Below are 13,162 nucleotides of genomic sequence, written 5' to 3' on the forward strand. Positions count from 1 at the left end.
TGTTGAAGGCCTTGACCGCGTCCTCGTAGCCCGGAGCCCAACCCCAGAATGTTATCGATGCCTTGCCCGAGGACGACGCCGAGTCCGAACCGGAACCGGGATCGGAGTCGGAGCAGCCGCCGACCGCGAGGGTCAGTGCGACGGCGCCGGCGATTCCGGCACAACGGATGGTGGATCGCTTCACAGCTCCTCCTTGACAGGGGTGGCGCGGAGGGAGATGTCTCCGCACGGCCGAGAAATCGGCGACACGCGGCCGTCCCCGGAACCCGGGTCGGTGGTCAGTAGCTGGAACTATGGCAGAGAATGTTATCGATGCCAACAGGTGATTTCGTGCCGGGAGAGCGCCGGGCCAGGTGGCCCTATCGTTGAAGGGCACGTGATCGGCACGGCGTGGCGGGCAGGTGACATCGTGAGGGAATCCGAGATCGACTACCAGGCGGTCTTCCAGGCCCTGCCGAGCATGGTCGCCCTGTTCACCCCGGACCTCGAGTACGCCGACGTCAACGAGGCGTTCCTGCGTGGTCTGGGCCGCAGTCGTGACCAGGTGGTGGGTCTCTGCCTGGCCGACGCCTTCCCTGACGACCCGCGGGATCCGGGTGTGACGGGCATGCGCAAGCTGCGCGACTCGCTGCGGTGGGTGGCGGCCACCGGGGAACGCGACGCGATGACGCTGCACCGCTACGACGTGGAGTCGCCGGACCGGCCGGGTGTGTGGGAGGAGCGGTACTGGAGTGCGGTCTGCGTCCCCGTCCTCGGTGCCGACGGGCAGGTGGCCTGGCTGCTGCACTGGGAGGAGGACCTCACCGAACTGGTCCGCAACCGCCGCGGCCGGAGCGGCGCCGACCGGGCGACGGTGCTGGAGGCCGAGCTGTACCGGCGCGCCCGGGAGCTGCAGGAGGTCAACGAACGGCTGCGCAAGGCCCACGCCCGCGAACGTGAGGTCGCGCTGCACCTGCAGGAGGCGATGCTGCCGGTGCCCGACCCGCTGCCACTGCGGCACGCCGCGGTGCGCTACCGGCCGGCGGTCGGGTTCCTCAACGTGTGCGGGGACTGGTACGACCTGGTGGACCGGCCCGCCGCGTCGCCGTGGCCGTCGGCGACGTCGTCGGTTCCGGTCTGGTCGCCGCCTGCGTCATGGGCCAGCTGCGCAGCGCCCTCAGCACCGCCTGCCGCGCCGCCGACCGCCCCGCCCGCGCCCTGGAGGCGATCGACCTGCCCGGCCGCACCATCTCCTACAGCAGCGCCGGCCACCTCCCGGCGGCTCTGATGCGCCCGGACGGCACCGTGGACTTCCTCGTCCAGGCCACCGATCCCCCGCTCGGCGCCCATCCCGAACACACCGATCGCCCCCAGCGCGAGATCGCCTTCGCCGAGGGCTCCGTCCTCGTGCTCTACACCGACGGGTTGGTCGAACGCCGCGGCGAGGACATCGACGCCGGCCTGGCCCGGCTCGCCGACTCGCTCGCCCGGCACCGGGGTGGCGATCCCGACGCGCTCGCCGACGCGCTGCTGGACGACCTGACCCCACCCGCGGGAGCGACCGACGACATCGCACTCGTCGTGCTCGGCCTGTGACGGCGCAAGGAACCCGACCGCTACGGCGCGCTCGCAGGGGCACGCCCCCGAGGACGCGCGGCGGTGCGGGCGCCGCGACCGGCTGCGGGATGCCGCCGTGTCGCCCTCGGGCCGTCGCCCGTGGGGCAGGAGACCGGAGCCGATGTGCATCGCCCCCACGGTCGTCGCCGTCGCCCTCGTCGGTGAGCGTTCCGGCCGGCGAGGGCTGTGGCCGCGGCCCTCATGCCCCCGACCTCCCCAAGCGCGCAGGCTGCGGCAGCCGGGGCACGGGGCTCCGCGCCCGCCCCCGAGCAGACCGGATCCGGCACCGACCCGGGCGGCGGGGACTCCCGGGCACTGCCGCCCGGTGCGGAGCGGCGCCTTCCCGGTGGCGGCCGGGGCCGGCCCGTGCGATGCCGCAGGCCCGCCTGCCGCGACCGCGCGCACGCCGGTTCCGTCCCCCTCTGCACAACACGGCGGCACGGGCCGACACCGCCCGGTCGACCGGGCGCCCCGGCACCCCGGCACCCCGGCACCCCGCGCTCACGCTGCCCCCGGGCACCCGGCACCCGGCACCCGGCACCCGGCACCCGGCACCCGGCACCCGGCACCCGGCACCCGGCACAGCTTCCCGTTCAGGCGTCGTCGACCGGGGCAGTGGCCAAGCGGACGTTGTCGATCGCCCAGTACCAGTTGTTCCCGGCGTTGAAGAGCCGGAAGGCCGCCTGCGCCGAGGTGGCGCCCGCAGGGACGGGGCAGGAGAGCCGGACGAGGCGGTTCTCCTGGTCCCGGCCCAGGTTGTCGTTGCCGGAGGCGGCGCTGCTGTAGTGGAGCAGCCGTACCTTGTCCCCGGAGTCGAACTCGACCGTGACCTCGGCCTCCTGCGGGCTCTCCTGCCGGTAGTGGGAGTCGAAGGCGAGGTGCAGGGTGGCGGTGCCGGACGGGATGGCCACCGCCGGGCCGGTCAGGGTCGAGTCGAAGCGGCCCCGGCCGGACGGGCCGCCGGTGTCGTCCCAGTCGTCCGAGTCGGCGACGGCGACGATACCGAGCGCCCGGGTGAAGTCGGGACGGTTCTGTCCGGCGGGGAACCAGAGCTGCTTGGTCATGAGCGTCCAGCCCTGCAGTTCCCGCGTGCCCTGCGGCATGTCGGGAGCGTTGGTGACCTTCCAGCCCTCGGGGAGGGTCCGGGTCCAGCCGAGCAGACCGGGGCGGTCGAGGTCGGCGGCCGGGGCGAGCTCCGGGGCGGCGGACTCGAAGTCCTCCGCGAGAAGGTGACCGGACATGACGGGGCCGGTCATGACGGAGAGGGACGCGGGTGCCTCCGCGACACCGCCACCGAGCCGCCCGCTGACGGTCACCCCGAGCGTGTCGACGACGCGCGTCGCGGTGACGGGTGCGACGACGTTCCAGGCCAGGGTCGCCTCCGAGCGGGCCGGAACAGACGTGGACGGGGTCCCCTCGGGGGCAGCCGTCCAGCCCGCGGGGAGGACCGGCGTGGCGGAGAGGCCGGTGAGGGGTGTGGCGCCGGCGTTGGTGACGGTGGCCGTCACCGTGGCCGGCCGCCCCGGCGACAGGACGGCGCCGTCGGTGCCGGGCGAGCTCCCCGGGCCGGCCAGCGCGACGCTCAGGGCGGGCCCGACCTTCACCCGTACTCGGGCGTCGGCGAGTCTGAGAAGCCCTCCGCCTTGGGCGTGCGCGGCGACGACCAGTCGTCCGGCGGTGGCGTCCCGGGCGGGCGTGACCGTGAAGCGCACGTCGGCCGAGTCGCCGGCCCCGAGGGTCCCGGGGACGGTACCGACGCGTTCCACCGTCCAGCCGGAGGGGGCCGTCAGGGCGGCTACGAGCCCTTCGAGCCGATGCCTGCCCTCGTTGCGCACGGTGACCACGACATCGGTCGGGTTGCCCTGCGCGAACGGCGTGTCCAGGGAGGCCGTTGGTTCGGGCAGGCCGATCGTCGCGGCCAGCGTCGGGGCGGTGCCGGTCGCCGGGTCGGTGACGCCGGGTCGGCCGTGGGAGCGGCGGCCGGTCATACGGCGCAGGAAGGCCGGGTCGTCCCGGTCGACGACCACGATGTCGTACCAGCCGTGGTCCGGCAGGCGCAGTCGCACCGTGCGGGAGGCGCCGGGCCGCAGGGTGACGGTGCGCGGGCGGTCTCCGTGCCGGTGGGCGTGGACCGATTCGCCGACGAGGAGTCTGCGGGTCTTCGAGGAGGGATTGGAGCAGACGATCCGCACGTGGCCGCCGGCCTGGTGCTCGGAGAGATGTGCCTCGGCGCCGACGCCCCTGCCGCGCAGCTCCCACACGGACCAGCCTGGGCCGTGCACCTGGAGGTCGTAGCCGTCGGCGCCGTACTCGACCGTGTGGCGGGCTCTCCCGCGCGCGGGCACCGTCCAGGTGCTCGGGTCGGTGCCGTCACCGGGGTAGGCGCTGAACCAGGCGGCGGTGGGACCCGCGTTACCGAGCCGCAGGCGGACGCCGGTACGTGTCACCTCGGTACTCAGGGACGGCCGGTACGGCAGGGGACGGGTCGGGCGGACGCCGGTCTCCTGTTCGGGCAGGGACTGGTCCTTCGGCGGTGCGGGGTTCCAGCGCCCGACCGCGTCCGGCACCGGGCCGGGCTGCTCGACCTCGGGCTGCCGGTAGGCGCGGTGGAAGTCGAAGGCCGAGGTCAGGTCGCCGAACACGCTGCGGCGCCAGGCGCTGATGTTGGGCTCGCGCACGCCGGTCCACTTTTCCAGGAACCGGAGGACCGAGGTGTGGTCGAACGCCTGGGAGCTGACGAAGCCGCCCACGGTCCAGGGCGACACGATGGTCATCGGTACCCGTGGGCCGGGGCCGACGGGCCTGCCGTCCGTCCAGTCGTCGTCGTTGCCGGAGGCGGGCCGCGGCGCGACCGGGGCGGGCACGTGGTCGAAGTAGCCGTCGTTCTCGTCGAAGTTGATGAACAGCGCCGTCTTCGACCAGGTGTCGGGGTCGCTCGCCACGGCGTCGAGGAGGTCGTAGACCAGGTTGGCGCTGCCCACCGGGGTGGAGCTGCTGGGGTGCTCGGACAGTGCCGCCGTCGGAACGACCCAGCTCACCGCGGGAAGCGTGCCCTTGTCGATGTCGGACCGGATCCGCCGGACGAGGGTGTCCGGCTCGGAGCGGTGGGCGCCGCGCAGGAACAGACTGCGCTCGGCCTCGGTCAGGGCGTCGACCCCCTGCTGGAACTCGGCGAGCGCGGCCTCGCGCTGCTCGGGGCTGCGGTCCCACAGGCTGTCGTAGAACTCCTCGGTGGTGCGGTATCGGCCACCGACCCTGGAGAGGATCTTCCGGCCGATCTCTTTCCAGGGCCGGAAGTACTCCACCGCGTTGTCGGTGAAGTTGTCCCACTCCTGGTAGATCTGCCAGGAGACACCGGCGGCCTCCAGGCGTTCCGGGTACGTCGTCCAGGTGTAGCCGGCGTGGGCGTGGTCGTAGGCGGCGTTGGTGACGGCCCGGCCACTGCCGTCCGGTTCGTGGCCGGTGGTGCCGGTCCACAGGTAGTTGCGGTTGGGGTTGGTCGAGCCGTAGACCGAGCAGAAGTAGGAGTCGCAGATGGTGAAGCGGTCGGCGAGTTCGTACTGGAGTGGGATGTCGCGCCGGTCGTAGAACGCCATGGTGCTCTGGGTCTTGGCGGCCACCCAGTCGTTCCACCAGCCGTCGGCACGGGCCTGGACGGCGTCGGGGAAGCCGTGCGGGAGCGAACCCAGGTACTGGATGTCGCCCTCGGGGCGGCCGGCTTCGAAGGCCGCCCGGCGGGCCGAGAAGGGCAGCACCTCGCCGCCGCCTGCCCGCGGCTGCCGGAAGACGTCGCTCCCCGAGGGCAGGCGCAGGGGCGTGCGGTCGCCGAAGCCGCGCACTCCCTTGAGCGTTCCGAAGTAGTTGTCGAAGGAACGGTTCTCCTGCATCAGGACGATCACGTGCTCGACCGAACGCAGGCCGCCGCGCGGCATCGGCGCGGCCATCGCCCGGTGCAGCGAAGGGGGGAGGAGGGAGAGAGTGGCGCCACCGGCGAGAGTGCCTAGAACCTGGCGGCGGGAGACATGGGACATGCCGGGGACGCTACGGGCTTGTACCGCACGGCATAAGCCCGCGCGACGGCTCTTCGCCGACCGTTCACCGTACGGTGCCGAATGTTCCGCTGCCCGTACGCCGCCGGGCACCGCGGGGAGAGCCGTCCCGGCCGGCGACCCGCCGTGTCCGAGGACACGGCGGGTCACCCTCTCCCCGTCGGCGTGGGCTGTCCGAGTGCCGGACGGCCGACGCAAGTCGGGCCGGCCGAACTCCGCCTGGTCGCCGCCCCGTACCGTCTCCGACCACAGCGGGCCCTCGACGCCGAGCACGCCCGACTCGGGGACTCCCCCGGAGACGGTGGTCGTCGGATCCCAGGCGTAGTAGCGCTGGAAGTCGCAGGTGCCGCCGCAGGCCCAGGTCAGGCCGATCGGGGTGTCGGGGGTGTACTTCTGGTCCAGGTAGGAGCCGCCCGCGGCGGACACCACGGCCTTGCCGCCCTTGCCGACGAAGGCCCTACGCGGCGACGCCGCAGCGGACGCCGGTGCCGGAACCGACGACGGCGTAGACGAGCGAGGCGTCCGGTGCGTCCGTCGGCGAGAGTTCGGTCGCCGCGACGGCGCACACGTCGTTGTCACAGGCCACCGGCAGCCCGGTGGGGGCGGTGAGGGCGGTGCCGGCCCAGCCCCGGATGGTGTCGGTGGCGCTGGTGACGGTGCCTGTCACGGGGGCGATGACGCCGGCCGCGGCGATGCCCACGGCGGCGTCCTCGGGGCACGCACCGCTGCGGCAGCCGCGGCCGGGGCGTCGAGTACGGCCCGGGAGCCTCCCCACGCAGGGTCGGCAGCCGGTTCCGGGAGAGGACGGTGCCGTCGGCTCCGACCAGAGGCGGTGTCGATCTTCGTGCCGCCCAGGTCGAGGCCGATCACCAACCGGTTGCCACCCGTCAGCGGACGGTGAGCAGCCCGGCGCCGCGCAGGTGCCGCTCGACGTGGGCGACGGCGTCCTCGCCCAGCTGGATCTGCGGTGCGGCGGTGGTGCCGTGGGTGAAGACCCCGAGCAGCCGCAGCGCGTGCTTGAAGGCGCCGATGGCCGAGGAGTTGCGGCCCATCTCGTTCTCAGGGCCCGCGTCGACCAGGCCGAACAGCTCGACGAGCCGCTCCTGTTCCTTGACGGCGCCGTCCAGGTCGCCGCCGCGCACCGCGTCGTAGAGGCGGACGTATCCGGCCGGGTCCACGTTGCCGAGCCCCGGCACCACTCCGTCGGCGCCGGCCAGCAGGGCGGCGTCCACGGTCAGTTCGGAGCCGGTGAGGATGCTGAAGGAGGGGGCGGGTCCGTCGGCGCGGCCGTGGCGTCCGCCGAGTTCGACCATGAGGCGGCGCAGGCCGCCCTCGTCGCCGCTGCTGTCCTTGAGCCCGGCCAGCGTGCCGTCCTCGGCGAGTTCGCGCACCAGCGCGGTGGAGAGCTTGCTGTGCACGGAGACGGGGAGATCGTAGGCGAACAGCGTCAGGTCGGCGCGCTCGCGCAGGGTGCGGAAGTGCCGGGCGATCTCGACGGGGTGGGTGCGGGCGTAGAACGGGGCGGTGGCCACCAGAGCGTCCGCTCCCGCCGCGAGGGCTGCGCGGGCGTGTTCGACGACGCGGGGGGTGGTCATGTCGATGACGCCCGCGAGTACGGGGACGCGGCCGGCGGCGGCCTCGACGACCGTGTCGAGGGCCACGGCCCGCTGCCGGTCGGTGAGGAAGGCGACCTCGCTGCTGGAGCCCAGCGCGAACAGGCCGTGCACTCCCCCGCCCACGAGGTGGTCGACGAGCCGGGCGAGCGACGCCGTGTCGACCTCGCCCGACGCGTCCAGCGGGGTGCAGACGGGCGGGACGACGCCGCGAAGAGGCTGGGACCAGGACATGGGAACTCCAGGTTGTGCGTGGGTGGAACGGAAGGGCCGGGGCCGCCCGCCGTCGAGCGGCCCCGGTGTACCAGGTCCTGTCCGGAGTTGCCCGTCGTCGCCCGAAGGGCGGGGCAGGCGGGCAACCCCAGACAGGGCCTAAGGGGCGGTGATGGTCAACGTGGTGTCGCCGTAGGCGTGCTGCCGGCCGCGGACCTGGTAGTCGGCGGTCGCCTTGACGCTCCCGGCGGCAGCGGTCGCGGGCACGGTGACTGGGACCTTCACGGTGGCCCCCTGACCCGGATTGAGCGCGGGAACGGAGACGGCCGGGGCGCTGTATCCGGCGGGCAGCTTCAGCGAGACCGAGCCGGCGGGCAGCTTCACGTCGTTCTGGCTGACGACGCGGACAGCCACCTCCGTGGTGGCACCGGCCGTCAGTCCGGAGGGCGGCGTGACGGTGACCGGTGCGCAGACGCCGCCGAGCCACACCAGATCGAAGGACGAGTAGGTGATGTGCCGGTAGTTGTCGCGCTCCCAGAGCAGGCCCATGCGCGGGTTGGCGGCGGTGCCGTCGCTGAGCGGGGTGAGCGTGGAGTAGGCGGCTGAACCGGCCTCGACGGTCTTGCGGATCGGCCAGTTCTGTCCGTTGTCGCAGGAGAGGCGGACGGTGAGGTTGCTGCGGCTGTTGGTCGTCGCGGTGTTGCTGAACATCAGCCAGGAGGCACGCGGGTGGGTGGCGGGCACGTCGGGCGCGAAGCGGGTGATCGAGCCGTTGTTGGCCGGGTCGGGCAGCTCGGTGTCCTGCTGGAAGGGGGTGTAGGTGACGCCGCCGTCGCTGGAGTAGGCGACCGTGCGGTATGGGGCCGAGCGGTTGTTCAGCATGACGCGGCCGTCCGACAGCTCCACGGTCTTGTTCTCGTCGCCGCCCGGACCGACGGGGGTGCCCATCCTCCAGGTCTCGCCGTGGTCGTCGCTGTAGGCGCTGACCGCGTAGTTCTTGCCGTTGTTCCGGATCGCGTACTGCTGGATCAGGCGGCCCTTGTAGGTGCCGTGGCGCAGCTGGATGCCCTCTCCGGAGGCGGCGAACATGCCGGCCCAGGCCGGGTTCTTGATGTCGGCGGTGATCCGCTCGTGCTTCCAGGTGAGGCCGTCGTCGTCGGAGTAGCTGTAGTCGGCCTGGAGGACGTCCGGGTCGGACTCGTCGTTGCCGGTGGCCGAGCCGGCGAAGCCCTGGTTCACGCCGGCCGCGTAGAAGAGGAAGATGCGACCGGTCTCGCGGTCGACGAGGAGGCTGGGGTCGCCGTAGCCCTTGGGCGCCGCGTCCTTGCGGACCACCTGCTGGGCCTGCCAGGTGGCGCCGCCGTCGGTGGAGCGGCGGATCATGATGCCTATGTTGCTGGGCAGGTCGGCGAGGGTGGGACGGGCGTCGTAGGCGGCGAGCAGGGTACCCTCGGTGGTCCGCGTGAGCGCGGGGATACGGTAGTAGGGCGAGCCGGTGCCGGCCGTCGCCAGGTCCTGCGAGGTGAGAGTGCCGGCGCTCGCCGGGTTCGCTGCGGTGTGGGGGTCGGCGCCGGCGCCTTGGGCGCCGGTCGTGGTGGCGGTCACGACGGCGAGCGCCGCGGCGAGCGTGCCAAGAGTGACTCTTCGCTGCATGGACGGACCTCTTCTCGAGTGTGGGGTCAGACGAGCTGTCGGTCGTGCGGGGTCCCGGCACCGGTGCGGTGTCCGGGGGCGAGGAGGGCGCGCACCCAATCGAGTTGTTCGCGCCGGTGGTGACCGCCGCCGCCCTCGTGGCCGTTGAACTCGTAGACGCGGACGTCCTTGGGACCGGCGTAGCGGTGGTAGGCGGCGAAGCAGGTGGAGGGCGGGCAGACTTCGTCCATCATGGCGATGGAGAACAGGGCCGGGGCCGTGGCCCGGGAGGCGAGCACGGCCGCGTCGACGTAGGACAGGGTGCGGAACACGGTGTCGGCGCGGTCCCGGTGCAGGCTCAGGTATGCGGCGATCTCGGTGTAGGGGTTCGTGGCGGAGATCCGGGCCGCGCGGCGGATGTCGCAGAGGAAGGGGACGTCCGGCATGACTCCGGCGAGGCCCGCCACGAGCGAGGCGACCGCGAGGGCGATGCCGCCGCCCTGGCTGACGCCGGTCACCACGATCCGGTCCGGGTCGACGGCCGGGTGGTCTCGGACGGCGTCGACGCACCGCACCGCGTCCGTGATCACTCGGCGGTAGTAGTGGTCCTCGGGGCTCTCGACGCCGCGGGTCAGAAAGCCGGGGACCGAGCCGTGCAACGTGGCGGTGTCCGGGGTGTCCCCGCCTGCCGAGGACCAGCCCTGACCGCGGGTGTCCATGATGAAGTGGGCGTATCCGGCGCTCGCCCACAGCAGTTGCTCGTGCGCGGGGCCGCGGCCTCTCCCGTAGCCGAGGAACTCGACGACGCAGCCGAGGGGTTCACTCGCCTGGGCGGGCAGGTGCAGCCAACCGCGTACGGGCTCGCCGTCGAAACCCGGCACGGTGGCGTCGTAGGTCGTCACCTGTGTCAGGCCGGTGTCGACCGGTGCGAAGTACGGGCGGGCGTCCGTGGCACGTGCCCGGTCGAGCGTCCGGTCCCAGAAGGGGTCGAGGTCGGCCGGCTCGTCGAGCCGGGGCCGCAGCGCCAGGCACTCGTCGAGAGTCAGATCCGTCAGCGGCATGAGAGGGGCCCCGTGGTGTGGCGTGCCGCGCGGTGCGGCACGGCGGAATCGACGGGGGCGCCCGAGGGACACCCCGTTAACACCAGACGTCAGATGTCTGGTGTCGAGGGACTCTATGAGCCCCTGCGGCACTCGTCAAGACGCTCCTCGGCGTTCAGCCCGGCACGCGGGAGGCCGGGCGGGTACGACATCGCCCCGTCAGGACGGCGCCCTCTTGACGGGGTGTGCGGCGCCCCGGTGCCCGACGGGGCGCCGCGACCGACGAGACGGACGGGGTACCGGCGCATCCCCGGCCGGGACCGGCGGGATGCCAGGACCGACAGGCCGGCCGGGGCGGACCCACGGGAGGGCGCGTCCCCGACGCCACCCGGGTCAGTGCCGGGCGCGCGCCTCCGCGATCCGGCGGCGCACCGGTGCGTAGTGGTCGCTCAGCGCGGCGGCGAACTCGACGGCGTCGCCGGCCCGCAACGCGTCCACGATGCGCTGGTGGTGCGCGATGGTGGTCGCCTCGTGCTCGTGCGTGAACACGTCCAGATGAGGGGCGACGATGACGTAGACGTCCCAGAACGCCGCGGACAACTGGCCGATGAGGTCGTTGCCGAGCGGGGCGACGAGCAGGGTGTGGAAGGAGCGGTCCGCGTCGACGAAACCGTGCCCCTTGCCCGCCTCCGCGTCGCGCATGACGTCGACGTATCCCTGAAGGCGGTCGACCTGGTCCCCGGCGAGGGATGCGACGAGGCGCTCGGCCATCCCGCGTTCGAAGAGCTCGCGCACCTCGACGAGGTCCGACATGACCTGGAAGTCGTCGTCGGGGCTCAGCAGTCCGCGGAAGGTGAGACTCTCCACCAGGGCGGACAGGCTCAGCCGTCCGACGTAGGTGCCGTGCCCGTGCCGGACCTCGACGATGTCCAGCGCGGTGAGGATCCTGATGGCCTCGCGCACACTGGAGCGGCTCGCGCCGAGGGTCTCGCACAGGGCGGTTTCGGTGGGCAGCGGGTCGCCGGGGCGGAGCCTGTTGCCCAGGATGTACGCCTTGATGCCGTCGACGACCTCCTGCCTGAGCGGCTGGCGCGCCGACTTGGGCGCCGGCATGACCGGCTTCACGGCCCCTTGTTCCACCGCCACCTCTTGACCCCTCTCCTCGGTCGGACTACCTTCCCACACTATCAACGCGTCGGACATCATACGTCTGACGCACGATCTATGAGGCTTTGACCACACTCACTGCCGAAACGGCCATGTCTCTGGTCATCCTTAGTCACCTTCTGTCCGTCTGGAGGACTCCTTGCCCTCGCGCAGCGCAGCCGGCGTCGATCGCCGCACCTTTCTGAGATACACGAGCGCCATCGGTGTGACGACCGCGATCACCACCGGCCTGACGGCCTGTGGCGGCCCCGCGTCCAACGGCGACGGCGCGAAGGGCTCCGGCGGCAGCGGCGCCGGCACCATCGAGGCCGGCATGTCCTACGCCCTGTCCACGGGCTTCGACCCGATGATCACCTCCGGTGCCACGCCGTACGCGGCGAACATGCACATCTTCGAGGGGCTGGTCGACCTCGACCCGGCCACCCTCGTCGCGCGGCCCACGCTGGCCACGGAGATGCCGAAGAAGATCAACGCGACGACGTACCGCGCCACGCTGCGCAAGGGCGCGACCTTCCACGACGGCTCGGCGGTCACCGCGGAGGACGTCGTCTTCAGCTTCGAGCGCGTCCTGGACCCGAAGAACGCCTCTCTGATGGCGCAGTTCGTGCCCTTCATCGACACCGTCGAGGCGGTCGACGCGGGCACGGTCGAGTTCAAGCTCAAGAGCCCCTTCGCGCTCTTCCCCTCCCGCATATCCGTCGTGCGGATCGTGCCGAAGAAGATCGTCGAGAAGGACGTGAAGGGCTTCGACGCCAAGCCGGTCGGTTCGGGCCCGTACAAGTTCGTGTCGGCGGTCCGCGAGGACAAGATCGTGATGGCGAAGCACGACAAGTACAACGGTCCGCACCCCGCCAAGGCCCAGAAGATGGTCTGGCGCCTGATGTCGGACCCGTCCGCCCGCGTGAGCGCGCTCAAGTCCGGCCGGGTCCAGGCCATCGAGGACGTCCCGTACATCGACGTCAAGGGCATCACCGGCAAGAACAAGGTCGAGTCCGTCCAGTCGTTCGGGCTGCTCTTCCTCATGTTCAACTGCAAGGACAAGCGGTTCGAGGACAAGCGGGTGCGCCAGGCGCTGCACTACGCCCTGGACACCGAGAGGATCATCGAGACCGCCCTGCTCGGCAACGCCGCACCGGCCACCGGCTACGTGCCGGCGACCCACCCGGACTACCGCAAGGCCTCGACCGTCTACTCCCACGACGTCGCCAAGGCGAAGAAGCTGCTCGCCGACGCCGGGGTGAAGGACCTCTCCTTCACCCTGATGCTCACCGACACCGGCTGGGTCAAGGACGTCGCGCCGCTGATCAAGGAGAGCTGGGCCGCGATCGGTGTCGACGCCACGCTCGACATCGCCCAGTCCGCGGCCCAGTACGCGAAGGTGGACAAGGGAGACTTCCACGCGCTGGCCGCGCCGGGCGACCCCTCGGTCTTCGGCAACGACGTGGACCTGCTGATGCGCTGGTTCTACTACGGCTTCTGGCCCGAGAAGCGCTACGGATGGGCGGGCTCCGCCGCGTACAAGAAGGCCAAGTCGCTCCTGGACCAGGCGGCGGGCCTGGCCGACGAGGCCAAGCGCAAGGAGCTGTGGGGGCAGGTCAGCGACCTGGTCGCCGACGAGGCCGCTCTCTACCCGGTGCTGCATCGCAAGCTGCCGACCGGCTGGACCACCGACGCGCTCAGCGGGTTCAAGCCGCTGCCCACGACCGGACTGTCCTTCATCGACGTCGGCCGGGCCTGAGCGACGCGTCGCAAGACCGCCGGGCCCCCCCCCCCCCCGACAGCGGGGGGGGGCGCCCGCCCCCCCCACAATAGACCGAACAACCAGTTTGGATACAGCCGCGCGAGCAGCGGC

General features: G+C 72.2%; 7 protein-coding genes and 2 pseudogenes. 2 read left to right on the forward strand and 7 right to left on the reverse strand.

Features of this window, described 5'->3' with window-relative positions:
• Positions 1 to 184, reverse strand: a pseudogene (locus ACFWR9_RS16460) (sugar ABC transporter substrate-binding protein); the annotation flags it as partial.
• Between the two features lie 225 nt (positions 185 to 409).
• Between ACFWR9_RS16460 and ACFWR9_RS16465 the strand changes: the two are divergent.
• A pseudogene (locus ACFWR9_RS16465) lies at positions 410 to 1,575 on the forward strand (PP2C family protein-serine/threonine phosphatase).
• 614 nt (positions 1,576 to 2,189) lie between these two features.
• On the opposite strand, the gene ACFWR9_RS16470 reads toward ACFWR9_RS16465, so the two are convergent.
• The 6 genes from ACFWR9_RS16470 to ACFWR9_RS16495 form a co-directional block, all read right to left on the reverse strand.
• Entirely contained in the window at positions 2,190 to 5,627 is a 3,438-nt protein-coding gene (locus ACFWR9_RS16470; RefSeq protein ID WP_383841894.1) for a phosphocholine-specific phospholipase C, read from the reverse strand.
• 475 nt (positions 5,628 to 6,102) lie between these two features.
• A complete protein-coding gene (locus tag ACFWR9_RS16475) occupies positions 6,103 to 6,345 on the reverse strand; it encodes a hypothetical protein (protein ID WP_383841897.1) in 243 nt (80 codons plus the stop codon).
• Positions 6,346 to 6,532: 187 nt separating this feature from the next.
• Positions 6,533 to 7,492 carry a dihydrodipicolinate synthase family protein gene (locus tag ACFWR9_RS16480; RefSeq protein ID WP_383841900.1) on the reverse strand — a complete coding sequence of 320 codons (960 nt, stop codon included), beginning with the start codon at positions 7,490 to 7,492 and terminating at the stop codon, positions 6,533 to 6,535.
• A 138-nt stretch (positions 7,493 to 7,630) separates the two neighbouring features.
• Positions 7,631 to 9,124 carry an exo-alpha-sialidase gene (locus ACFWR9_RS16485; RefSeq protein WP_383841903.1) on the reverse strand — a complete coding sequence of 498 codons (1,494 nt, stop codon included), beginning with the start codon at positions 9,122 to 9,124 and terminating at the stop codon, positions 7,631 to 7,633.
• 26 nt (positions 9,125 to 9,150) lie between these two features.
• Positions 9,151 to 10,164 carry an acetylxylan esterase gene (locus ACFWR9_RS16490; RefSeq protein ID WP_383841905.1) on the reverse strand — a complete coding sequence of 338 codons (1,014 nt, stop codon included), beginning with the start codon at positions 10,162 to 10,164 and terminating at the stop codon, positions 9,151 to 9,153.
• A 372-nt stretch (positions 10,165 to 10,536) separates the two neighbouring features.
• The gene (locus ACFWR9_RS16495) at positions 10,537 to 11,256 is read right to left on the reverse strand and encodes a FadR/GntR family transcriptional regulator (protein ID WP_383841908.1); all 720 of its coding nucleotides are present in this window, start codon (positions 11,254 to 11,256) and stop codon (positions 10,537 to 10,539) included.
• Positions 11,257 to 11,449: 193 nt separating this feature from the next.
• Here ACFWR9_RS16495 and ACFWR9_RS16500 point away from each other — a divergent pair, with 193 nt between their 5' ends.
• The gene (locus ACFWR9_RS16500) at positions 11,450 to 13,048 is read left to right on the forward strand and encodes an ABC transporter substrate-binding protein (RefSeq protein ID WP_383841911.1); all 1,599 of its coding nucleotides are present in this window, start codon (positions 11,450 to 11,452) and stop codon (positions 13,046 to 13,048) included.
• Positions 13,049 to 13,162 lie beyond the last annotated feature (114 nt).

Origin of the sequence: Streptomyces sp. NPDC058534 (genome assembly GCF_042717365.1) — a bacterium.
Classification (GTDB): Bacteria; Actinomycetota; Actinomycetes; order Streptomycetales; family Streptomycetaceae; genus Streptomyces.